This is a genomic window from Methanobacterium alkalithermotolerans, from assembly GCF_018141185.1.
GTDB lineage: Archaea > Methanobacteriota > Methanobacteria > Methanobacteriales > Methanobacteriaceae > Methanobacterium_F > Methanobacterium_F alkalithermotolerans.
In genome coordinates, this window is sequence record NZ_CP058560.1 from 195,597 (window position 1) to 216,587 (window position 20,991).

The following is a 20,991-nucleotide window of genomic DNA, read 5'->3' on the forward strand; positions in this document are numbered from 1 at the left end:
ATATTAAAATTAGGAAAAATGAGGGCTAATGAGGTCCTTGTTTTTTCTATAATATTTTTTTTAAAGTTAAGTGTTTATAAACGATATTAGAATTAATGAAGTTGAATCAGGATTATTTTATAAATTTATATTTTTTAGCTATCCTACACATAGCATTATCTTTTAAGATTATTCTCTGTGCTTTATGTCGTCCACTTTTTACTATTATGATTGGATCTGAAATTTTCCTGGCTTCTGAGACGATTTTATTCCCCTTTAAGGTGTCACCTTCTTTAGTGTAAATTTGGCTCATTTAGTTACCCCTAAACGTCCTTCCAGTTCCAGTTCTTCGGTTATTTCACAAACCAGTTCATAATCAAGTTCCAGATCATGAGCAACTTCATAGTCATAGGCTTCTTCATAGCTACGGTAATAACCCAGAATTTCACTTTTAGCCGATTCGTAGTCAATATTTCGAACTTTTATAACTTTAATTGCACGAAGTTTATCTCTAACCGCTTCTCTTATAAAATCTGAGACACTAAGATATATTCCTGCATCAATTAAACCATTTATTTCTTCAATTTCTCGGGGTGTGACTTTAGTACCTATGGCTTTGGCCAACGGTGTTTTTGATTCTGATTCGGTCCCTGACATATGAAGTTATATATAGTTAACTATATATAAATTCTTCATTTTTGGGCTAAATTAGAAAAAAATAGTGAATTTTAAAAATTTGAGAAATATTATCTATCTTAATAATCTAATCTATATGAGGTAGTTCACATATGCCGGATCTGGATAATTTTCATTTGGTGAAAAATCAGTTTTGTAAGAAAAATAGGTAACTTCGTTTAACCTAGATTTAACGAAGTAGAATTTGATTTTTTTTTTGAAATTATCTCTGGTGATATTGATTGTAAATTTTATTTCTTATTTTATGAATAATAAAATCAAACATGAGAATATATTATAAGAATATATTATAAATTAAGCTCACATTCATTTAAAAAAGATTCAGCACCTTAAATTATAATTTTGGCCTCATTTTGATCTATACTAGAGAATAAACCATAATCCGCCTCTTCTCTATCTTCCTGAGCCCTGGCAAGCAAGTCAAATAATTCCTTTTTAAATTCATTTTTCTTCACAAATTCTATTCCAAATTGAGAAATTAATCCCCGATGGGTCTTGGGATGAATATTTTTTTTAAATAATAATGCTTTAGCAGAAAAAAACATTGCATAATATGCTCTGCTCACAGAATCATTATAAAATCCATTTTCAAATAGATTTTTTGCTGCTTCAAGCTTTTCATGAGCATTATTTATTAGAATCTTTTTCTCATCCAATCACTACACCTTCTTTATTAATTGTTGAAATAAAATGGGTGTTTTTAAGGTTTTCATATTCTTTTTGAGATATTACCTTTGCAGAAATATATATGCCTCCTTCAAGTAAAGCATCGGTAATTTTAGCCATGATTTTATTCTTTGTTTCGGCTTTTTTAGTAGAAACAATAAGAATATCAATATCCGAATCCTTATTATCTTCGCCACGGGCCACTGAACCAAATAGAATTATCTTTTTTATTTCTGGAAATCCCAGAGAATTTGCAAATTTAATGGCTAAATTTTTCCTATTCATTCCATCACCAAATATACTATAGTTTATTCTTAGTTTAAATAAATATTATTTTATTGGTTTAATTATCCAGTGCTCTAAAGAATTATTAAGATTTGAAAGGACTATTCCAAAAATGAAAAAGGATGATTATATTTTGTCTGGTGCTGTTGAAATATGGTCTGACGGTGGGGATGTCGGATCTGGAAGAGATCTAGGCCCAGGACGAAGATTTAGAAGAAAATAAAACTGAAAATAGGTCGGCTAAAGAATATTTAAAAAGGGATTATAGGGAGTATTAAAGACCTAAAAGTGGGATAAAAAGGTGGATTATAGTCAAAAATATGGGAATAATATCAAAAATAAGAATCAGACCTGGAAGTACTGTTAAACGTGCACCTCAAGGTACACTGACTCCCAGGTTTTACCTGTTATATAAAGATTGTTTTTTAGATATAAATAATTTACTGGAAATAAATTAATGAATTTTTAATCATCTCCAACTAAGAATTAGTTAAAACCGGTCCCATAATCCTGAGAAACCTCGTTATTATATTAGCAAAAAACCATGCCCCTGGTCCTTTTAGTCATCACGGGTTCCTTTAATTTATAAACCTATAATAACCGCACATATGCTTTTGAAGAAATTAATAGGACTTAAATGTGCAATGGTCCGATGTGGTAATATTCAAGGATCCAATTCTAGAAATAGTTTTTCTATAATTCACTCTACTTTAACTGAAAAGAGTGATTATGTTTAGAGTACCCTGGGTTGATGATAATGGCAAAGTTCAGGTAAATCGAGGTTTTCGTGTTCAGTTTAACAGTGCATTGGGCCCTTATAAGGGCGGGCTTCGTTTTCATGAGTCTGTAATTCATCACACCTTAAACTTTTTTAAAGTCAATAGATTTAAAAATCATCATGGCCAGTGATAAGTACCAGGCATCAGCAATATTTATGGCGTAACTATTGGTATGTCTATTTCAAATGTTAGTAATGCACTTTGAAGTTGATTTATGGTATTTTTATCTCCATGAATTTTCAATGCTCCTTCAGATTCTAGGTCTTCTACTGAATGAAAACCGGTTAATGCTGCTAAAAGAATTAATTTAGACCCTTCAAGAGTGACTGTTGATCCAGTATTAAATCCACTTCTATTTATCAATACGCGGTTAGGGGTGATTTCCAAGTTTCGTTTTTCTTTTACATCCGTAAAGTTCAAGTTAATTTTTAATTGTGGCAAATCAATGGATGAATCAAATCTAACACCCAAAAAGTCTAATAATTGCTCCGGGTTAAGTCCAGCTGATAATTCTTCAGAGATTGTGAAGATATCCGCATCAACATGGTTTTGTCTTAATTCCTTTGCACCTTGCAGATACATGTTACGTCTAATACCTGACTCTTCTTGGTATCCTTGTTGTTCAAATGCATCGGCAAGTAATAATCTTATTTTTTCATTTTCAGGACAGGCAAATACTACTTTCCCAAGCAATTGTGCAGTCCACAAATACTCACCATCTTCAAATGATTCTGCTGCTTTATCAATTAATTGATCAATACCGCCCGCTAATTTAACTAGATTTTGACCTTCTACTTTTGGTGCAACTTCACGGTAGGTAGCAGGGTTCCCATCGTACCATCCCAGATAGTACTGGTAAATTGCCTTGGTGTTATGCCATTGGTGACCATAGTATCCCCTGGTATGCCAAGCCTTTTCTAATTCTTCTGTTATTACAAACTCGTAGGGTAGCTCGCTGATGGTAACCCCTGAGTTTATGAGTCGCATGGTTTGGTTGTGAAGGTAAAAATAAATATCTCTTTGTTGCTCCAGGAATTTCAATACATTTTCATTTCCAAATTCTGGCCAGTGATGGGTGCTAAAGAATGTTTCTGCCTCTGAACCGAATTTTTCAATCACGCGGTTGATAACTTTCGCCCACTTTAATGAAGATCGAATTTGTGCTCCTCGTGGAGTTAATAAGTTATGCTGGTTTCTTGTAATAACCTCAGCTCCACATATTGCTTTGTATTTAGGCACATAAAATAATGATTCGCTAACTGCTTCAGTATCATTGGCTTCGGAGAAGATAAATTTAACACCATCGATGGTAACTTCTTCGTGTTCTAGTCCTTCCAGTTCGTGATTTGGCTCAATTAAACCCACTTCACCAGTGGAAACAGATACACCTAATCCTGCGCCTATTGTTCCTTTTTCATCATATTGGAGGGGGTTTCCGCCTTGATAAACCGAACGTCGATTCATCATTGGCCCGGCAATAACATTTTCCGCTCCAGTTTCGAACGTAAAGTTATATGGTGCAATTAATGGTAATTTTCCACTTCTTACATCTTGTTCGTTTTCAATAACTCCATGAATACCTCCAAAGTGGTCTAAGTGTGAGTGAGTTATATAAACTCCAGTTACCGGCAAGTCTTCCACATAATTTCTTATCATAGAAAGTGCCGCAGCAGCTGTTTCTTTACAGGTCAATACATCCACAATAATCCAACCAGTTTCACCCCGAATTGCTGTCATATTAGCCAAGTCAAAATTACGGACCTGATATATGCCATCTGTAACTTTAAATAAACCATATCTACTTAACAATTTTCCCTGACGCCATAAAGATGGATTTACAGAGGCCGGTGCATCAACATCTTCATGTTCTTTGAACAAATCAAGCCTTTTGAAATCCCAGACCACAGTTCCCTTTTCATCTTTAATAGTATCTTCATCCCAAGTGGCAATAAATCCTCTTTCGACTAATTCATAATCTCTACGATCGTCAAAATCTAATTTAGAAATCATCTCTTTATTTGCAGCTTTTGTAAAGTCGGAAGCTTCTTTTCTACTTGAATTAAACTCATAAACCATAATGTTCACTTCTCCTGGGATTTACATCAATATACTACATATATTATCTTTTTTCATTAATAAAAATTTTAATTTATATATAATGATTTTTAGTTTTACGTGGTTGGAAAAAGTTTTTCATGAGGGGGTGTACTTACACTTGAAAACAAGGTTATCATCCAAAAACAATATTAATCTATTAAAATAATTAAAAAAGAAAGATAATGATATCAGGCAAATAATATTTGTTAATCTGTTTTTAAAATAAGAAGGTGAGGATATGACATACGTAGATGATGTATTAGAAGATCTAAAGAGAAAAAATCCTTATGAAGGAGAGTTCATACAGACTGCCACTGAGATTTTAAGATGTCTTAATGTAGTATTTGAAAGGCATCCTGAATTTCAGGAAGCAAAGATTTTAGAAAGATTTTTAGAACCTGAAAGAGTGATTATGTTTAGAGTACCCTGGGTTGATGATAATGGCAAAGTTCAGGTAAATCGAGGTTTTCGTGTTCAGTTTAACAGTGCACTGGGCCCCTATAAGGGCGGGCTTCGTTTTCATGAGTCGGTTAATTTATCGGTTTTTAAATTATTAGCATTAGAACAGATTTTAAAAAACAGCCTTACCGGCATGTCAATAGGCGGTGCAAAGGGTGGAAGCGATTTTAATCCAAAAGGAAAATCCGATGCTGAGGTTATGAGATTCTGCCAGAGTTTCATGACTGAACTTAAAAATTATATTGGTCCTGAAATTGATGTCCCAGCAGGGGATATTGGTGTGGGTTTAAGAGAAGTGGGATACCTATTTGGGCAGTATAATAGAATTGCAAACAGGCATAATTGCGTATTAACCGGTAGTGGAATAGAATATGGTGGATCTCTTGTAAGAAGAGAAGCAACAGGCTATGGCCTTATTTATATATTGGAAGAAGCTTTAAAAGCAAGGGGAGAAATTTTGGAAGGTAAAAAGATAATAGTTTCTGGTTCAGGAAATGTGGCCCTATATGCAGCTGAAAAGGCTATACAACTTGGAGCAACAGTTATTGCTATGTCTGACTCAAAAGGTTACATTTATGATGAAAATGGAATATCTATTCCATTTGTAAAACATATCAAAGAAGAAAAAAGAAAATGTATCTATGAATACTTAAATGATTTTCCTGATACCATCTATAAAGAAGGAAGTAAAGGTCTTTGGAATATAAAATGTGATATAGCTCTTCCCTGTGCTACCCAAAATGAGTTAGATGAAGAATCAGCAATAAAACTTATTAATAATGGAGTAAAATATGTCGCAGAAGGAGCAAATAAGCCATCAACGCCTGAAGCTACTAAATTATTCTTAAAATCCGGATTAATTTTCTTACCAGGAAAAGCAGCTAATGCGGGAGGAGTTACAACCAGTGTACTGGAAATGGCACAAAGAAGCTCAAATATGCACTGGTCATTTGAGGAGGTTGATTCCCGATTAAAAAGAACCATGGTTGACATATATAGAAATATTGATAAAATGGCTAAAGAATATGGATTTGAAGGCAACTATGTAGTTGGAGCTAATATTGCAGGATTTATTAAAGTTGCAAAGGCAATGATGGCTCAGGGAATTGTCTAATAACTATATGCGTATATGAGTAAGATACTTAAAAATTCATATATAATTTAGTTGAGTATTAACATATTTCTATTTTCATTGCCTTTAGTCGGATTCTGATGAAGGATCCCGATTACTAATCCTTTTCTAACCTAATCTTATTCATTTCCTAGCAAACTTTAAATTAAAAACGCACTGGTTTACCAGTAGCTTATGTAGATTTAGCTGTACTGTTCGTGGGCTGGTTTAATCTTAACCAAAAAAAAACCCTTTGTATTTTTTTATTTTTTATTGAATTAGAAGTCCATTAAAATATATTAACCAATTATTATTTTTTTTTATGCCTTAAAGCTAATCATCAATTTGGCAGTGTATAGCAATTGGATTTAACCCTTTATTAAATTCTCTGGATTTTAAATACTTTTTAGTAAAAACTTTATTCATCAAATGATCTAAAATAAGAATCATCACCTGAAAGCACTTTTCAAAGGGTACCTCAAGGTACAATGACTTCCCGGTTTATCTGTATAATTAATCTAGTTTAAATTAATAAATATTTATGATTAATTATAATAATTACTAAATCAATAATTAAATAATAAAATCAATATTGTGGGTTTCATGAGAAGAAAATCTGAAGCATCAATTACCTTGTAATGCCACATATTTGAATGATATGGAATCATAAGAGGGATTAAAATGGAAAAAGAAGAAATACTCAAACTAATTAGGAATTTAAACCCTCAAATTCAGGACAAATACAATGCACAAATAAAGGCCATTTTCGGCTCGTATGTGCGTGGGGAAGAAACTCCTGATAGTGATCTTGATGTTTTAGTAGAATTCAATGAAAGTGCTAATCTACTGGATCTAGTAGAATTATCTCAGTTTCTAGAAGATGAAATTCATATAAATATTGATGTGGTCCCTATTGATACAGTTCGCAAGGAAATAAAAAAACAGGTCATGAAGGAGGCCATTCTAGTATGAGGGATCCTAAGCTTTATCTAAAAGATATTTTAGAAGCTATGGATTCTATCGAACTATTTATTGGTGAAATGGACTTTCATGAATTCAAAGAAGACGATAAAACTTCGTTTATATCCATCCAAAATAATTTCAGTTATGCTTGAAGGATCAGCATCATCAGGACGAGGAGAATCATTAATCATGGGGTATTGATTAAACCTTCTTACCAACTCATCATTTTTTGCCTTTTGTCTAAACTCACTTCGCTGGCCTGTTTGTTCTATTGTATCAATAATTTTGTTTAATTCACTAACTTTCCGATTTGTATATTTTTCATAATTATGTTGATATTCCAAATCAACAGGGCGTATATTGCTGGAAGATATATAACCTGTAGTGGATACCCATCCCTTTCCAGGTATATATCTATTAACTGTAGTTTGTGGTTTCGTATATTTATTGGTGGGTTTGCCAATCGCACGATTTCCAATTTGATTATTCACCGTATATTGTTGAGGAGAGATGCAGGGGCAGCAAAAGGTACTCCTATTGCAACAATATGTAATAAAACTTTTCCTAATACTATTACTGCAGGTATAGAAACAGCTAATTTAAATAATGGAGCTAGTGCAATAATCTCTTTATACATCGATGAATATGTTCCTTTAATATCTTGCATTTGTTTATTGGTTAAAACTGTCCCGTTCAATGTATTGGTTGAATTATTGGTCACTACTAATACATGGCATTCTAAGTTGAATTAATAAAATCAATTATGATAATTATAATAGCATTAAAAATCAATAATTAATCAGAGAATTTATTAATTATGTGGTTTTATGAAAACAAAATCAGAAGTATTAAAAATACTTGAAACAGATTTTCAGTTCTTAAGAGAAAACTTTCATGTAGATAAAATAGGCCTATTCGGATCATATGCCCGCCAGGAACAAAGCGAAAAAAGTGACCTGGATTTACTAATTAATTTTGAAACCACACCTGATTTTATTCAGTTAGTAGAATTAGAAGGATATTTATCAGATTTACTGGATATAAAAGTAGAAATATTGACCTCTGGTGGTATTAAAGATCGTGTGAGGCCCAATATAATGAAAGATATGGAATTTGTTAAAGTAAAATCCAAGTGATTAACTGGAGTAATTTCATGTCCTCTAGAGACCAAATATTATTTATTGAAGATATTTTAGAATCCATTCAATTTATTGATCAATATATAGTGATTTGGACTATTCTGATTTTATAAATGATAGAAAAACATTCGATGCTGTTTTAAGAAACTTAGAAGTTATTGGTGAGGCTGCTAAGAATATATCAGACCAAGTAAAAAGTTCAAATGATAATATTAACTGGAAAGGAATGGCCGGAATGCGGGATAAACTAATCCATGGCTATTTCGGAGTTGATCCGGAAATAGTCTGGGAAACCATTAAAAATAGGCTTCCTGAAATTGAAACACAAATTAAAGATATTTTAAAAGATATGGAAAATTCATAATACAATTTCTTTTCAAATAAGTTTCTAAAAGATGAAATCCATATAAAGATTGATGTGGTTCTTATTGATACAGTTCGCAAGGAAATAAAAAAAACAGGTCATGAAGGAGGCTATTCTACATATACTCCTTTAGATCCGTATATCTTACGACTCAAAGTGATTTAGTTTACTTTATTGGAGCAATTATTTTTTTCATACTTTTTGCAACACTCCCTGTTATTAGTATCAAAACAAATTTTCTAGAAAAAAAATAATCAGATTGTTGAATAAAAAAAAGAATAACTTATCATTACAACTTTTATTATAGCTATTTTATAATTTAAGTGAGCATATGTAATTAAATGGTTTATAGAGAAGTGATTGGCCTTAAGAGTGGACCCAGTAATCAAATTAACTGTTTCTGGCCGTCATCTTTTTTGATTTTTTTCAGGTTTTCCTGGGTTTTTTTTATCCAGTTTAAGGTTCTCTGGGCATCCACCCGGGGGCCATGGGTGGAATTGTTATTTCGGGAATCATTTACTATTTTCAGGGCAGCTTCCAGGGACTTTTGCACATCCCCTTGAAATATTAAAAAGTCATTCAAGGAAAACACAAGGATTTCCTCATCAGCCGGGAATACTCCGTGATGATAGAGCATTAATTCATCATCTGGTTTTTTCATTTTAAGGGACTTCATCCGATTATCTCCTGGTCAATTTTCTTAAAGAAAAAAATAGTATATCCTAAGCTCAAAATAAGGCCGATTCATATTTATTAGAGAATAATCTTTTTCTTTTTCGACTAATCACCACCGGTTTTTGATATTGTAGAATGGATGATTGTAATTTAAATTTACCCATAGAATCAATAAGAGCATAAGCCCTGCTTAAATCATCACCAAATTTACTTAAAGCCTGTTTTTTATATTTAACATGGCCTCTGGTGATTTTTTCACTGTTTTTTTCTGCTTTTTCTAAATATTCTTTCACCTGTTGCAGGGTTTCTTCTAGTTCTTTTTTAGGGAAAACAATAATATTATCCCCCAAGGGTATTGATTCCCAGTTACAGGAGATTAGTTTTTGATCCTCAATTTTTATAATAGCATAATCCATTTTTTATCACTATTATTTTTAGATGAGGACATGATTAAAAGAGATTAAGATAGAGAGCCGGGGATAAGTAATTTCGAAAGGCTCTTTAAAAAAAATCAATGAATAGAACAAAAGAAAACTACTCTTTAATCTTTTAATACCAATAAACATTTCTAGAAGTCTTATTTTATCTGGAAATGGTTTAAATTTTAAGTATATATAATATGATGATATATACAGGTTATTAGTTATGAAATTTCAAGAGTCAATATTATGATAGATTGGAAAAGTGTCCTTATTTGTTCTGGCATGGCCATAGTGCTTAGTATTATTCTTTCCATAGGCGGATATATAATCGCCACCCTGTATGCTGGTTACCGGGTAGGGGGACAATACCCTACCGGGGCTATTCATGGTATCCTGGTTGTCTTCATAGCTACCATCTTTGTTTTAATGATTAACTTATTACTTTTTAAAGCCATTCCCCTGGGACTAATAGGAGTACCCGGAACTTTTATTATTTCATTTTTTGTACTGGCAATATTTTCTGGCATTTTTGGATCAATAGGCGGTACCCTAGGTGCCTATATTAAAAAAAGAACTTATTAGTAACCTTGGAAGACCTTATTTTACTGGATATTTATTAAAAAAAAGTATTTTAGTTTCCTGATTTTATATAAATATCATGAGATATTGCCCTCCAGACCTATAAAAAGCTGAGCATCCCGGAAAAATAATACAAAAATTATTTTTTAAGCTATTTTAAATTTTTAGGGGGCCTGCATAAGTTAAGGGGATTATAAGAATAAGTTTAATTAGTTTTTAAACTATAAATAATGGATAAAGGAGGCCTGGATTTTGGTTGAAAACACACAATTAAAGGTCATATTTGCTATTGTAAAAGTAGAAAAAGCAAGTAAAGTTCTGGAAAAAGCACAAGAAGCCAGAAAGAAGGGGGAACCATTTTCTATGGAAGGGGAAAAGTAAAACATAATAAAAAAGAATTCCTGGGGATGCCTATAGAGCCTCGCAAAGAAATAATGATGATTCTAATTCAGGAAAAATATGTGGACCCTGTACTCCAAACTATTCGCCAGGAAGGAAAATTAGATAAACCTGGAACCGGTCTGGCCTTTGTAATGGATGTGGATCAGGTGGTAGGCCTAACCCCCTATGGGGTGGATGGATGCAATATAGAAGAATTCTAATTAATAATAGTCACTGAAAACTTGTAAATCCCCAAATAAGACCTTTTTTTTAATAATTTATGAAAAATGAATTTTTGAGATTATTTTTATAAAATAGGTGAAACTTATAATCTACACCTTTTTTTTTAAGAGACCATAATATGATAGCTGAAAACGAATTTAATGAAGCCCTGGATTACTTTGATAATGAAGAATATGAAGAGGCCCTGGAATATTTTGAAAAAATAATTAATATGGATTTAGGTAACCAGGAAGCCTGGTTTATGAAGGCACTCACTTTAATAAACCTGAAAAGGGATAATGAAGCCCTGGAGGCCATAGAAGTTGCTCTTGAACTGGATCCCGATGATGCGGAAGCCTGGATAAAAAAGGCCTGGATTTTAGAATTACTTCATGACGTCCCTGAAGGTTTGCATGCTGCTCAAATAGCATTGGATTTAGATAAAGATCACCCTGATGCTGTGTATCTTATGGGAAAATTCTTACTGGATTCTGGTAATTACTCAGAATCGGTGGAGTATTTTAAAAAATATCCAGAAAACGAATTCCTATTTCCCGACGCCCTTTTATACCAGGGTGAGGCTTTATTTAAACAGGGCAAAAGTGAAGAAGCAGAGAAAATACTCGATAAATTATTGAGTATAGAAAGTGAGAATCCTGAGGCTCTAAATTATAAGGGACAGTTACTTATGAGTAGAGGAGATTATCCTGGAGCCATAGAGTTTTTCCAAAAAGCACTGGATATTAGTCCTGGTTTTATTTTATCTAACTTCAATCTGGGTATTATAGAAAAAGAATCCGGTAATTTTGATAAAGCCCTGAATTACTTTGATAAAGTTTTAAAAGTGGATCCAGAATATGCAGAAGCCTGGTATAATAAAGGAATTGTTCTAGAAAAATTACAAAAAAAAGAGGATTCAGTAAATGCTTATAAAAAATTTATACACCTAGCCCCTGAAAAGGATGATATCCCTGAGAGCTTAAATAATAAAGTAAAAGAACACCTGGCCCGGGAACTCCCGGATATGAAATAAATAAAAAGAAATTTAATTTAAATGTTAAAGTATTGAATAATGAAAAAAGGTGTAATATAAACCTGGAAATTGGTTTATAATATCCTTTTTTTTAGAATAAAATTATTCTACTACATCAGCAAAGGCAAAATTCCTTCTAATAGAGTTAATTTTAATTTTTACTTCATCGCCTTCTTTGGCGCCTGAAACGAAAACTACAAAACCTTCTATACGAGCAATCCCATCTCCATCTCTACCGGTATCTTCAATCTTAACATCATATTCTTCACCTTCTTTAATAGGTGCAGAACTATCTCTATTATTATAACTATCTCCAAACAAATGTATCACTTCCAAATTTTTGCCTAATAGGCAATACACTATTGATTTTTTAAGCTTATATAAGTATTGTAAATCAATTTAAAATTTTTTAGGATAATATAAAAGTAAGGGGGAGGGATTTTATTTTTATCCAGGATAACTTTTAAAATTCTAAAAAAAATAGGCCAGGCAAAAATATTCTGGTGGGGTAAAAAAATTTTTAATTGTATTTTTTATTCTGTTTTTTGGATTAATCGGGCCAGGTTTTGTGCCCCATTTTTATTTAAGTGCACCCCGTCAACAGTCACCACCAGCCTTCTAATTTTACTGATAAAATCAGAGAGTCCTAATCTGGTGGTTAAAACTGAATCAAACATTAGGCCATAAGTGGATGTGGATATAAAATAAGGAGATCTAAATTCACTCAGTCCTAGGGCCATTTTTTGCCATTTATTAAAATCAATATACCTCAGGTGATATTTTTCACAGAGTTCCTGGATGGAATCATTATATTCATCCACTTTCTGATTCAAATTACTGTTTAAAACTTCGCCTATACAGGGGATACTTATAATTTTAACATTTTTATCCTCTAACTTCCAGATTAACTTTTCATACTCCCTTTTAAAATCCTGAACCTCTTCTAAGGGTATGCTTCCCCGGAGAATTAGTTTTTGGACTTTGTGATTCCAGGCCAGGGAATGGTCTTTTAAATAGGGTAATAAAATATCATTTACGCCTATTTCAATTATAAAATCATCATAGGATTGGCTAATAAAACTATCAATTCTACGGGATAATCCAGATAAAGTCTCACCACTGCATCCATGGTTATGGTAGTCACGGGGTGAATCCATATATTTAAGATATGATTCACCAGGGCGACCGACGGTTATACTATCTCCCAGGCAGGCTATCATGTAAATTTATCCTTTATTTTGAAAATAATTATGTTTTTAGTATTAAGGTAAACTATTAGAGAAATTAAATTTTGTTTAAGGTCATATTATCCTGGTGAAAATTTAATTTTATTAGGTTTAAAAATCAATGTGATATTATGGAACTACTCGAAAGATATTCAATTAAACCCCTTAATCCTCATCTTTACCATTTGGCTTTTATACATGAGTCTTATTCCAATGAAAACGGCCTGGATGAGTGCTATGAAAGATTGGAATTTCTTGGTGACACCGTACTGGATCTGGTGGTATCTGAATATTTATATAATATGGATTCTTCCTTAAGTGAAGGGGAATTAACCCGTCTTCGCTCAAATTATGTGTGTAAAAAAGCACTCTATACTTATTCTACCAAAATAGGCCTGGATAAATATATAAAAATTGGTGCAGGGGTGGAATTAACCACCAGAGAAATTGATTCAGTTATCAGTGATGTATTTGAGTCCTTTGTTGGTGCAATGTATCTGGACTCCGGTCTGGAAACCACCAAAAGATTTCTCTACCAAACAGTAATCCCCCACATACGCCAGGGAGAAATCTTTTTTTATGATTATAAATCCCAGTTAAAACATTTATGTGATCAGAAATCACTGGAATTAAGTTATGAGTTAATAAATGAAGTAGGGGAACCTCATGATAAGATATTTACCATGACCGCGGTTATTAATGGTAAAAGAAAGGGTACAGGTAAGGGTGGCAGTAAAAAGGAAGCTGAACAGAATGCGGCTAAATTTACTTTAGGCAATCTTAGATACTAAACCTGATTTTCAAACTTCCTGGCATAAATACTTAAGATTTAAAGTTCAATTATTATTATTATGAAACCCAAAACTATTCTGGTTTTACTGGTTTTAATTTCAGGTCTGGTAATGATATCTGGTTGTACCACCAATAACGTTAACACCACCAATGAGACTGGTATCCCAGGCTATATGGATGTTACTCCTGCAGAGGCACAAGTACTGATAAATAATACACCCGATATTGTGATAATTGATGCTTCGCCTAAATTTGATGAAGGACACCTACCTGGCGCTGTAAATTATCCAGTTTCTGATGGTTCATTGGATAATGCTATACCCACATTAAATAAAAATGATACCTACCTGGTATACTGTCATGTGGATAGTGTTGCCATTGAAGGAGCCCAAAAACTTGTAGATGCTGGATTCACCAAAGTATATCGGTTGGAAGGAAATTATCAGGCATGGGTAGATGCAGGATATCCTGTGGAAACTTGAATAATTTAATTATTTTTATTTTTATTTTTTAAAATCAATTTAAGTGCCACTTTCTATCATAAAGATGTCAGAAATCAGGAATTTGCTTAAACTTAATCCAGAATATCTAAAATATAATTTTTCATCTTAATCTTGTACTAAATAGGATAATATTAAGAATAAATAAATTATTTTTTTTAATATTAGGCCCAATAGCCTTACTTGGATGAAATTTTAAACTGGACTAACTTATTTAGATCCGGCACAGCAGCATATTCCCACAATTAAAACTGCCAGAATGACCCATCCTAAGGGATTATTTAATAGAAAACTTAAAAATCCAATTAACAATATTAAAACGGCAGGCACCAGAAAAAGTACAGCCACTGCAGCTACAATAATCACTACAATTATACCAATAGTCACTGCTCCTATCTCTGCCAGGGCATCAAAAACCATAATATCCACTCTCCCTTAATAGTATATATAATATATTTTCAAGACACATATATTTGTATATGTCCAGTAAAGGATTTTTTCGTGAAAAATTTTTTAAGGGCCATATAATATGTCATGGCTGCCCGGAGAGGTCTTTTAAAATTAAAGGACATCCTTTACCAGTATGTGCCCGGTGCACTGGTTTATATCTGGGGAGCTTCTCTTATATCATTATACTGCTTATTTTTAACTGGGGATTCAATTTAACCCTATTTTTAGCAGGGTTATTATTAATAATTCCCACCCTATGTGATGGAATAACCCAGTACTTTACTTTAAGAGAAAGTAACAACAGACTCCGCTTTATAACTGGAATCATAGGGGGAGTGGGATTAGGGATTATAATTACCAGTATACGCTTTTTAGGTATAATGGAGATTTTTTTTATTGAAATAAAGCATGATTATTATTTTTTTTAATATTCTAAATCTCATTTTATTATAGAATGTTAATCCCCAAAAATATAACTTGAGTAACTACCAATATTAAGATGTATATGTAATTTATGAATAAATTTAAGTTTAATCACCAGGTAAAAATTACTATTTCAGGGGTTAAAAAGATGGGAAAAAAAGCAGAATCATCCCTTACTCCCGACCATGTTATTAAAAATTGGGAAGAATTAAAGGATTATATGCAGAAGGGTTATCCTGCCGATGAAAAAAGGGAGCAGGTTTTTGAGGATCTCTATCACATGGTGCGCTTGATGTGTGATAATGTGCCGGATATGATCTGGGCCAAGGATAGGGATAAGAAATTCATTTTTACTAACCGGGCTATAGCTGAAAAATTATTAAATGCCCGGGACACCATGGAAGCCCTGGGTAAAACCGATATGTATTTTGCCAACAGGGAGCGCTCACTTCATCCAGAAAACAAAAAATGGCATACCTTTGGTGAGATTTGTACCGATTCAGATGAATTTGTACTTAAAACCGAAAAACCAGGTCGTTTTGATGAGTTTGGAAATGTTAAGGGGGAATTCTTATTTTTAGATGTTCATAAAGCTCCTTTTAGGGATGAAAAAGGGGAGATAATCGGGACTGTGGGTTGTGCCCGGGATGTAACCCGGGAAAAAGAAATAGAAAAAAATCTAACAGAAAGTGAAAAGTTATTCCACTCCCTGATTGATAACATGTTAGATGCAGTTATAATATTAGATTTTGAAGGGTCAATCCTTTTTGCCAATCGAGCCGCATTTGAACTGGTGGATATTGATCCCCGGACTCCTTTGCAGGGTTTTCATGTTAAAGATTTTGCCCTGGGGCAATCCATGATGGATATTGAAAATCATCAGCAGATGGTAAAAGAGGATAAATTTGGTTTTCTGGGAAACTACCAGATTAAAGACAAATACGGTCAGGTTAAATGGGTGGAAGGACTGGGTAGAAAAATAGAATTTCAGGGTAAAGTGGCTAATCTGGTTAATTTAAGAGATATAACCCCTCGAAAAAAGGCAGAAGAGGAATTAAAAAACCGGGAGAAACTACTAGAAGGTGTGGCCCGGATGAATCATATCCTCATAAACAGTCCTAATCTAAAGGCAGCTATTCAGGATTCCCTGGAGGAAATTGGAAGTGCCACCCGGATTGACCGGGCTTATATTTTTAAAAATCATGTAGAAGAATCTACCGGACGTTTATTAACCAGCCATTGGATGGAATGGACTAATGGTCAGGTTGAGGCCCAGTTATATAATAATGATTTGCAGAATATTCCCTATGAAAAACTATCCCCTGATTTAATAACCAATTTCACCCAGAAAAAACCATTTTATAGTTTAAGTCGTGATTTAGATTCTTATACCCATGAAATAGTAGAAAAGCAGGGTATCTTATCACTGCTTCTGGTTCCAGTGCTGGTGCAGGATAAATTATGGGGTTTTATTGGATTTGATAATTGCACTCAGGAGAGAAACTGGAAGGAATATGAACTCACCATTTTAAAAACAGCAGCAGATTCTATTGGCAGTGCCCTGGATCGATATGATTTTGAAAAAGCATTAACAGAAAGTGAAAATAAAAGTAAGAAGCTTATAAAGGCCATCCCGGATATGATGCTGGTTATAAGTAAGGAAGGGTTTATCCAGGATTATTCTCCTAAAAATCCAGAATTGATGTCCATTCCGGAAAAGGAAATTGTTGGCAGTAATATCTCCCAGATGGGCTTATCACCGGCTGATTTGGAGCAGATATTAAAAATGATTAAAACTACCTTAATTACCAATACCCTGGAAACAATTGAATATGCACTGGATGTTCCTGCTGGTAATCGGTATTTTGAAGCTCGTTTTATTAAATTAAATGAGGATAATGTTTTATCCATTATAAGGGATATAACCGGCCGGGTTCGTGATGGGGAGATGATAAAATCCTCTCTGGAAGAAAAAGATATACTCTTAAGAGAGATCCATCACCGGGTGAAAAATAATATGCAGATTATATCCAGTCTCATGAATTTGCAGATAAAGTATGAAAATTCCCCGGAGGCAATTAATATCCTGAAAGAAAGCCAGGGCAGGGTAAAATCCATGGCTATGGTGCATGAAAAACTTTATAAGTCCAAATCTTTTTCTATGATTAATTTTAAGGATTATCTAACTCGTTTAGTGTCTGATATATTATACACCTATGATCTTATTTCCCATATCGACTGGAAACTGGATATGGATGAAATAAAAATTACCATGGATCTGGCTATACCTCTGGGACTTATTATCCATGAAATGGTATCTAACTCAGCTAAATATGCTTTTAAAAAAGACGAAAATGGTAGAATTGATATATCTATGAAAATGGTGGATGATAGATTCTTTTTAAGGGTGGCTGATAATGGTGTGGGAATTCCGGAAGATATTGAGTGGGGAGAAACCGATACTCTGGGGTTGCACCTGATTGATGCCCTGGTTAAACAGATTGATGGAGTTATTAAACTGGATAATAGTCAGGGCACCAGTTATGAGATTATATTTCCCCCTATGAGTTATGTAAATAGAGGATGATAGCGGGATTTGCCATAACTTTTCTTAAAACGATATCAACCCCTATCGAGTTATGTAAAAAAAGGATGATTATATCCTCTGATTTTTTTTATATTATTCTTCCAGCAAGTAGGATGCAAAAGTAAATCCAGATCCTAATCTTACCTGGCCAGCTACTGCAGCGGCTTCCAATATTTCTTCCCGGGAACATCCTTCTTCCTGGGCTTTTTTTTCATGAGCTTTTATGCACTGCTTGCATTTAACCGCCACAGCACAGGCCAGAGCAATTAAAGTTTTTTCCCGGGTGGAAAGAGCACCATCTTTCATTATTTGAAATGATAGATTATTAAATGCTTCTTCCAGGTCACCATTTATGGCTTTAGCGAATTGGTACGGTCGGGGTTTATCCTTTTTCAAAATTTCACCTCCTGTTTTTTTTGTAAATTTATTTAATTTTAGCCAAGATAAATCTTATATAAGATTAATGAATATATATTCATAAAGGAGGATTAAACATGAAAATTGCCATAGCTTCCCAGGGAAGGGACATAGAATCCCAGACCAGTGATCTTTTTGGCCGTAGCCGGGACTTTATAATTCTGGAAATGGTAGATGATAAAATTGTAACTATTGAATCTGTGGAAAATCCATTCAGAAAGGATAAAGCTGCAGGCAACTTAGCTGCTCAATTTCTGGCTGGTGAAAATATAAATATTCTTATAACCGGTAAACTGGGACATGTAGCCTTGAGAGTATTGAATAATGCCAGTATAACCGCCTATAAAAGTCACAGAGGAACAGTTAAACAGAATATAAATTTATACCAGCAGGGTAAGTTAACCAAACTTAGCAATCTGCAGGCCGGGTTCCCTACCGGGAAATAAATTTATAACTGTAATTGAATATATATTCATTTATGTCCAGGCCACGACGTATTAGGAAAATAAGAAATCAACCCCGTATTAGATGTTTTAAACCGGAAAATGATGAAAAAGCCCCATTAAGTGTTATTGAAATTACTATAGATGAGTTTGAAGCAATAAGACTTCGGGATTATCATGATATTCAACAAAAAAAATCAGCGGAATTAATGGAAATATCCCAACCCACATTTCACCGCATCATTTCATCAGCCCGAAAAAAAATTGCCCGGGCTCTGATTGAAGGAAGCACCATAATAATAACTGGAGATGATTTTATGACAGAAAATAAAGAATATAAATGCAATGTCTGTGCCTTTAAGTGGAGCAGTCCCAAAAAAGTATATGAGAAATGTCCTGATTGTGATTCAGAAAATATTCAAATTATTGAAAAAGAGGAAGATGATTCAAAACAGGATATCACACAGCGCCGATCTTTTGGAGGTCCTGGTTTAGGTGCAGGAGCCCCGACAGTATGTAAATGTCCTAACTGTGGCTTTGAATCTCCCAAAAAAAGAGGAGTACCATGTAGAAACACCAAGTGTCCGGAATGTGATATGCCCCTTTGTGGATCCGATTCTATCTGAAATGGTGATAATTTGAACTTCATTGAACTAAAAAATGTTTGTAAATCCTTTCAAGACCATTTAGCCCTCCAGAATATAAATTTAGAACTGGAGGAAGGGAGTGTACTGGGTATTTTAGGAAAAAGTGGATCAGGGAAATCCATACTCATTAACATGTTACGGGGTATGAAAGATTACCGTCCTGATGAAGGCCAGATAATTTATAACCTGGCATTGTGTCCTGATTGTCTTAGAGTAGAACCACCATCCCGAAAAGATGAAAAATGTTCCTGTGGAACCCGGTTGGAATTACAGAGAGTTGATTTCTGGAACTGCCACCGGAGTTTATTTGCAGCTATTCGCCGCCGAATATCCATCATGCTCCAGAGAACCTTTGCCCTGTATGAAGATGATACAGTGATAGATAATGTCTTAAAGGCTTTTCCAGATGATTCAGCTGAGAGTACCTATCAGGCCCTGGAGCTTCTGGAAATGACCCATATGACCCACCGGGTAACCCAGATAGCCCGGGATTTAAGTGGTGGGGAAAAACAAAGAGTGGTCCTTGCCCGTCAAATGGCTAAAAATCCCATGCTTTTTTTAGCAGATGAACCCACCGGAACCCTGGATCCTAAAACTGCAGAACTAATCCATGAAACACTATTAAACGGGGTTAAAAATAAGGGTCAGACCATGCTAATCACTTCCCACTGGCCGGAAGTGATGAAATTATTATCTGACCAGGTTATATGGTTGGATAATGGTAAAATTATCCAAAAGGGAGATCCGGAAACTGTAGTAAAAAGTTTCATGGACACTGTGCCACTACCTGAGAAAAAAGACCACACCCTGGTTGCTAATCCTATTATAAATATAGAAAACGTGAAAAAACATTATTACTCCATTGAAAGGGGAGTAATTAAGGCAGTAGATGGAGTTAATCTGGTGGTAAATGAAGGAGAAATATCCAGTATTGTGGGTTTAAGTGGAGCAGGTAAAACCACCCTTTCCCGGATGCTATGCGGTTTAACAGATCCCAGCTCAGGTAAAATAAATGTTAGGCTGGGTGAAAACTGGATAGATATGACTCAAAAAGGGCCACAGGGTAGAGGTAGAGTAACCCCTTATATAGGACTCTTACACCAGGAATACAGTCTTTATCCACATAAAACAGTTATAGAAAACCTGACCGATTCTATAAGTCTGGAATTACCTGCTGAATTTGGAAAAGTAAAGGCCATATTTGTCCTGCAGGCGGTTGGTTTTACAGAAAACTATGCTCAACTCATGCTCCATAAGTACCCGGATGAGTTAAGTAGTGGAGAGCGCCACCGGGTGGCTCTGGCACAGATATTGATTAAAGAACCAAAAATTGTTATTCTGGATGAACCCACCGGTACCATGGATCCTATTACCCGGGTGCAGTTAACAGATTCTATAATAAAAGCCCGGGAGGAATTAAATCAGACTTTCCTGATTATTTCCCATGATATGGATTTTGTACTGGATATTTGTGATGTGGCCACCCTTATGCGAGGAGGTAAAGTCCTGAGTAGCGGGGCTCCCACAAAAATAGTGGCGGATTTAACCCAAGGTGAGAAAGAAAAAATGCTAAAAAATACTTAAATTAATTCCAGGTGATTTCATGGAGAAGTTAATAATTATGGGAATAACCATTGCCACGGTGGTAATGGCCTG

General features: G+C 34.2%; 29 protein-coding genes. 16 read left to right on the top strand and 13 right to left on the bottom strand.

Annotated features, from left to right (window positions below):
* Positions 1–112: 112 nt before the first annotated feature.
* From HYG87_RS00930 to HYG87_RS00945, 4 genes are all read right to left on the bottom strand, one after another.
* Positions 113–292: a hypothetical protein gene (locus tag HYG87_RS00930; RefSeq protein WP_211533370.1), complete on the bottom strand. Its 180-nt coding sequence runs from the start codon at positions 290–292 to the stop codon at positions 113–115.
* A complete protein-coding gene (locus tag HYG87_RS00935) occupies positions 289–636 on the bottom strand; it encodes a ribbon-helix-helix domain-containing protein (RefSeq protein WP_211533371.1) in 348 nt (115 codons plus the stop codon). Before HYG87_RS00935 ends, HYG87_RS00930 begins: the two co-directional genes overlap by 4 nt.
* A gap of 368 nt (positions 637–1,004) precedes the next feature.
* Positions 1,005–1,331 (bottom strand): HEPN domain-containing protein, encoded by a 327-nt coding sequence (locus tag HYG87_RS00940; protein WP_211533372.1) that lies wholly within the window; start codon positions 1,329–1,331, stop codon positions 1,005–1,007.
* The gene (locus tag HYG87_RS00945) at positions 1,324–1,626 is read right to left on the bottom strand and encodes a nucleotidyltransferase domain-containing protein (protein WP_211533373.1); all 303 of its coding nucleotides are present in this window, start codon (positions 1,624–1,626) and stop codon (positions 1,324–1,326) included. The genes HYG87_RS00940 and HYG87_RS00945 overlap by 8 nt, the downstream gene beginning before the upstream one ends.
* Before the next feature lie 729 nt (positions 1,627–2,355).
* On the opposite strand from HYG87_RS00945, the gene HYG87_RS00950 reads away from it, so the two are divergent.
* Positions 2,356–2,535 (top strand): Glu/Leu/Phe/Val dehydrogenase dimerization domain-containing protein, encoded by a 180-nt coding sequence (locus HYG87_RS00950; RefSeq protein ID WP_211533374.1) that lies wholly within the window; start codon positions 2,356–2,358, stop codon positions 2,533–2,535.
* Between the two features lie 23 nt (positions 2,536–2,558).
* On the opposite strand, the gene HYG87_RS00955 is transcribed toward HYG87_RS00950, so the two are convergent.
* Positions 2,559–4,481 carry an alkyl/aryl-sulfatase gene (locus HYG87_RS00955; RefSeq protein ID WP_211533375.1) on the bottom strand — a complete coding sequence of 641 codons (1,923 nt, stop codon included), beginning with the start codon at positions 4,479–4,481 and terminating at the stop codon, positions 2,559–2,561.
* A gap of 259 nt (positions 4,482–4,740) precedes the next feature.
* Here HYG87_RS00955 and gdhA point away from each other — a divergent pair, with 259 nt between their 5' ends.
* Positions 4,741–6,075, top strand: a complete 1,335-nt coding sequence (gene gdhA / locus HYG87_RS00960) for an NADP-specific glutamate dehydrogenase (protein WP_211533376.1) — start codon at positions 4,741–4,743, stop codon at positions 6,073–6,075.
* Between the two features lie 678 nt (positions 6,076–6,753).
* Complete coding sequence (locus HYG87_RS00965) at positions 6,754–7,044, top strand: nucleotidyltransferase family protein (RefSeq protein ID WP_211533377.1); 291 nt, start codon at positions 6,754–6,756, stop codon at positions 7,042–7,044.
* A 53-nt stretch (positions 7,045–7,097) separates the two neighbouring features.
* On the opposite strand, the gene HYG87_RS00970 is transcribed toward HYG87_RS00965, so the two are convergent.
* Both HYG87_RS00970 and HYG87_RS00975 read right to left on the bottom strand, forming a co-directional pair.
* Positions 7,098–7,526, bottom strand: a complete 429-nt coding sequence (locus tag HYG87_RS00970; RefSeq protein ID WP_211533378.1) for a hypothetical protein — start codon at positions 7,524–7,526, stop codon at positions 7,098–7,100.
* Positions 7,523–7,702 (bottom strand): hypothetical protein, encoded by a 180-nt coding sequence (locus HYG87_RS00975; RefSeq protein WP_211533379.1) that lies wholly within the window; start codon positions 7,700–7,702, stop codon positions 7,523–7,525. Before HYG87_RS00975 ends, HYG87_RS00970 begins: the two co-directional genes overlap by 4 nt.
* 160 nt (positions 7,703–7,862) lie before the next feature.
* Here HYG87_RS00975 and HYG87_RS00980 point away from each other — a divergent pair, with 160 nt between their 5' ends.
* Positions 7,863–8,171, top strand: a complete 309-nt coding sequence (locus tag HYG87_RS00980; RefSeq protein ID WP_211533380.1) for a nucleotidyltransferase family protein — start codon at positions 7,863–7,865, stop codon at positions 8,169–8,171.
* A gap of 94 nt (positions 8,172–8,265) precedes the next feature.
* Complete coding sequence (locus HYG87_RS00985; protein WP_211533381.1) at positions 8,266–8,538, top strand: HepT-like ribonuclease domain-containing protein; 273 nt, start codon at positions 8,266–8,268, stop codon at positions 8,536–8,538.
* A gap of 385 nt (positions 8,539–8,923) precedes the next feature.
* Here HYG87_RS00985 and HYG87_RS00990 read toward each other — a convergent pair whose 3' ends face one another.
* A complete protein-coding gene (locus tag HYG87_RS00990; RefSeq protein ID WP_211533382.1) occupies positions 8,924–9,214 on the bottom strand; it encodes a hypothetical protein in 291 nt (96 codons plus the stop codon).
* Between the two features lie 52 nt (positions 9,215–9,266).
* Entirely contained in the window at positions 9,267–9,629 is a 363-nt protein-coding gene (locus tag HYG87_RS00995) for a hypothetical protein (protein WP_211533383.1), read from the bottom strand.
* Positions 9,630–9,881: 252 nt separating this feature from the next.
* On the opposite strand from HYG87_RS00995, the gene HYG87_RS01000 reads away from it, so the two are divergent.
* The 4 genes from HYG87_RS01000 (at position 9,882) to HYG87_RS01010 (ending at position 11,850) form a co-directional block, all read left to right on the top strand.
* Positions 9,882–10,217, top strand: a complete 336-nt coding sequence (locus tag HYG87_RS01000; RefSeq protein WP_211533384.1) for a DUF5518 domain-containing protein — start codon at positions 9,882–9,884, stop codon at positions 10,215–10,217.
* A gap of 249 nt (positions 10,218–10,466) precedes the next feature.
* On the top strand, positions 10,467–10,595 hold the full coding sequence (locus tag HYG87_RS11025; protein WP_256438692.1) for a hypothetical protein: 129 nt from the start codon (positions 10,467–10,469) through the stop codon (positions 10,593–10,595).
* Positions 10,596–10,621: 26 nt separating this feature from the next.
* A complete protein-coding gene (locus tag HYG87_RS01005) occupies positions 10,622–10,816 on the top strand; it encodes a P-II family nitrogen regulator (protein WP_211534175.1) in 195 nt (64 codons plus the stop codon).
* Positions 10,817–10,956: 140 nt separating this feature from the next.
* A complete protein-coding gene (locus tag HYG87_RS01010; RefSeq protein ID WP_211533385.1) occupies positions 10,957–11,850 on the top strand; it encodes a tetratricopeptide repeat protein in 894 nt (297 codons plus the stop codon).
* A gap of 102 nt (positions 11,851–11,952) precedes the next feature.
* On the opposite strand, the gene HYG87_RS01015 is transcribed toward HYG87_RS01010, so the two are convergent.
* Positions 11,953–12,171: a TRAM domain-containing protein gene (locus HYG87_RS01015; RefSeq protein ID WP_211534176.1), complete on the bottom strand. Its 219-nt coding sequence runs from the start codon at positions 12,169–12,171 to the stop codon at positions 11,953–11,955.
* A 212-nt stretch (positions 12,172–12,383) separates the two neighbouring features.
* A complete protein-coding gene (locus tag HYG87_RS01020; RefSeq protein WP_211533386.1) occupies positions 12,384–13,070 on the bottom strand; it encodes an SGNH/GDSL hydrolase family protein in 687 nt (228 codons plus the stop codon).
* Between the two features lie 137 nt (positions 13,071–13,207).
* Here HYG87_RS01020 and rnc point away from each other — a divergent pair, with 137 nt between their 5' ends.
* Together rnc and HYG87_RS01030 are read left to right on the top strand one after the other, a co-directional pair.
* A complete protein-coding gene (gene rnc, locus HYG87_RS01025) occupies positions 13,208–13,867 on the top strand; it encodes a ribonuclease III (RefSeq protein WP_211533387.1) in 660 nt (219 codons plus the stop codon).
* A gap of 60 nt (positions 13,868–13,927) precedes the next feature.
* On the top strand, positions 13,928–14,350 hold the full coding sequence (locus tag HYG87_RS01030; protein WP_211533388.1) for a rhodanese-like domain-containing protein: 423 nt from the start codon (positions 13,928–13,930) through the stop codon (positions 14,348–14,350).
* Between the two features lie 228 nt (positions 14,351–14,578).
* Here HYG87_RS01030 and HYG87_RS01035 read toward each other — a convergent pair whose 3' ends face one another.
* Entirely contained in the window at positions 14,579–14,788 is a 210-nt protein-coding gene (locus HYG87_RS01035; RefSeq protein ID WP_211533389.1) for a hypothetical protein, read from the bottom strand.
* Between the two features lie 59 nt (positions 14,789–14,847).
* Between HYG87_RS01035 and HYG87_RS01040 the strand changes: the two genes are divergently transcribed.
* Together HYG87_RS01040 and HYG87_RS01045 are read left to right on the top strand one after the other, a co-directional pair.
* Positions 14,848–15,246, top strand: a complete 399-nt coding sequence (locus HYG87_RS01040; protein ID WP_211533390.1) for a DUF2085 domain-containing protein — start codon at positions 14,848–14,850, stop codon at positions 15,244–15,246.
* A gap of 143 nt (positions 15,247–15,389) precedes the next feature.
* Positions 15,390–17,828 carry a PAS domain S-box protein gene (locus HYG87_RS01045; RefSeq protein ID WP_211533391.1) on the top strand — a complete coding sequence of 813 codons (2,439 nt, stop codon included), beginning with the start codon at positions 15,390–15,392 and terminating at the stop codon, positions 17,826–17,828.
* A gap of 93 nt (positions 17,829–17,921) precedes the next feature.
* Here HYG87_RS01045 and HYG87_RS01050 read toward each other — a convergent pair whose 3' ends face one another.
* Positions 17,922–18,224 (bottom strand): carboxymuconolactone decarboxylase family protein, encoded by a 303-nt coding sequence (locus HYG87_RS01050; RefSeq protein ID WP_211533392.1) that lies wholly within the window; start codon positions 18,222–18,224, stop codon positions 17,922–17,924.
* A gap of 98 nt (positions 18,225–18,322) precedes the next feature.
* On the opposite strand from HYG87_RS01050, the gene HYG87_RS01055 reads away from it, so the two are divergent.
* Genes HYG87_RS01055 through atwA form a run of 3 tightly spaced genes read left to right on the top strand, consistent with a single transcriptional unit; the run spans position 18,323 to position 20,919 of the window.
* The gene (locus HYG87_RS01055; protein WP_211533393.1) at positions 18,323–18,691 is read left to right on the top strand and encodes a NifB/NifX family molybdenum-iron cluster-binding protein; all 369 of its coding nucleotides are present in this window, start codon (positions 18,323–18,325) and stop codon (positions 18,689–18,691) included.
* A gap of 32 nt (positions 18,692–18,723) precedes the next feature.
* Complete coding sequence (locus HYG87_RS01060; RefSeq protein WP_211533394.1) at positions 18,724–19,314, top strand: DUF134 domain-containing protein; 591 nt, start codon at positions 18,724–18,726, stop codon at positions 19,312–19,314.
* Between the two features lie 12 nt (positions 19,315–19,326).
* Positions 19,327–20,919, top strand: a complete 1,593-nt coding sequence (gene atwA, locus HYG87_RS01065; RefSeq protein WP_211533395.1) for a methyl coenzyme M reductase system, component A2 — start codon at positions 19,327–19,329, stop codon at positions 20,917–20,919.
* The last annotated feature ends 72 nt before the right edge of the window (positions 20,920–20,991 follow it).

Excerpts from the sequence above, each read along its gene's own strand:
- HYG87_RS00930 (WP_211533370.1), bottom strand. The coding sequence starts at position 292 with ATGAGCCAAATTTACACTAAAGAAGGTGACACCTTAAAGGGGAATAAA.
- HYG87_RS00935 (WP_211533371.1), bottom strand. The coding sequence starts at position 636 with ATGTCAGGGACCGAATCAGAATCAAAAACACCGTTGGCCAAAGCCATA.
- HYG87_RS00945 (WP_211533373.1), bottom strand. The coding sequence starts at position 1,626 with ATGAATAGGAAAAATTTAGCCATTAAATTTGCAAATTCTCTGGGATTT.
- HYG87_RS00950 (WP_211533374.1), top strand. The coding sequence starts at position 2,356 with ATGTTTAGAGTACCCTGGGTTGATGATAATGGCAAAGTTCAGGTAAAT.
- HYG87_RS00955 (WP_211533375.1), bottom strand. The coding sequence starts at position 4,481 with ATGGTTTATGAGTTTAATTCAAGTAGAAAAGAAGCTTCCGACTTTACA.
- gdhA (WP_211533376.1), top strand. The coding sequence starts at position 4,741 with ATGACATACGTAGATGATGTATTAGAAGATCTAAAGAGAAAAAATCCT.
- HYG87_RS00965 (WP_211533377.1), top strand. The coding sequence starts at position 6,754 with ATGGAAAAAGAAGAAATACTCAAACTAATTAGGAATTTAAACCCTCAA.
- HYG87_RS00975 (WP_211533379.1), bottom strand. The coding sequence starts at position 7,702 with ATGCAAGATATTAAAGGAACATATTCATCGATGTATAAAGAGATTATT.
- HYG87_RS00980 (WP_211533380.1), top strand. The coding sequence starts at position 7,863 with ATGAAAACAAAATCAGAAGTATTAAAAATACTTGAAACAGATTTTCAG.
- HYG87_RS00990 (WP_211533382.1), bottom strand. The coding sequence starts at position 9,214 with ATGAAGTCCCTTAAAATGAAAAAACCAGATGATGAATTAATGCTCTAT.
- HYG87_RS00995 (WP_211533383.1), bottom strand. The coding sequence starts at position 9,629 with ATGGATTATGCTATTATAAAAATTGAGGATCAAAAACTAATCTCCTGT.
- HYG87_RS01000 (WP_211533384.1), top strand. The coding sequence starts at position 9,882 with ATGATAGATTGGAAAAGTGTCCTTATTTGTTCTGGCATGGCCATAGTG.
- HYG87_RS01005 (WP_211534175.1), top strand. The coding sequence starts at position 10,622 with ATGCCTATAGAGCCTCGCAAAGAAATAATGATGATTCTAATTCAGGAA.
- HYG87_RS01010 (WP_211533385.1), top strand. The coding sequence starts at position 10,957 with ATGATAGCTGAAAACGAATTTAATGAAGCCCTGGATTACTTTGATAAT.
- HYG87_RS01020 (WP_211533386.1), bottom strand. The coding sequence starts at position 13,070 with ATGATAGCCTGCCTGGGAGATAGTATAACCGTCGGTCGCCCTGGTGAA.
- rnc (WP_211533387.1), top strand. The coding sequence starts at position 13,208 with ATGGAACTACTCGAAAGATATTCAATTAAACCCCTTAATCCTCATCTT.
- HYG87_RS01030 (WP_211533388.1), top strand. The coding sequence starts at position 13,928 with ATGAAACCCAAAACTATTCTGGTTTTACTGGTTTTAATTTCAGGTCTG.
- HYG87_RS01035 (WP_211533389.1), bottom strand. The coding sequence starts at position 14,788 with ATGGTTTTTGATGCCCTGGCAGAGATAGGAGCAGTGACTATTGGTATA.
- HYG87_RS01040 (WP_211533390.1), top strand. The coding sequence starts at position 14,848 with ATGTCCAGTAAAGGATTTTTTCGTGAAAAATTTTTTAAGGGCCATATA.
- HYG87_RS01045 (WP_211533391.1), top strand. The coding sequence starts at position 15,390 with ATGGGAAAAAAAGCAGAATCATCCCTTACTCCCGACCATGTTATTAAA.
- HYG87_RS01055 (WP_211533393.1), top strand. The coding sequence starts at position 18,323 with ATGAAAATTGCCATAGCTTCCCAGGGAAGGGACATAGAATCCCAGACC.
- HYG87_RS01060 (WP_211533394.1), top strand. The coding sequence starts at position 18,724 with ATGTCCAGGCCACGACGTATTAGGAAAATAAGAAATCAACCCCGTATT.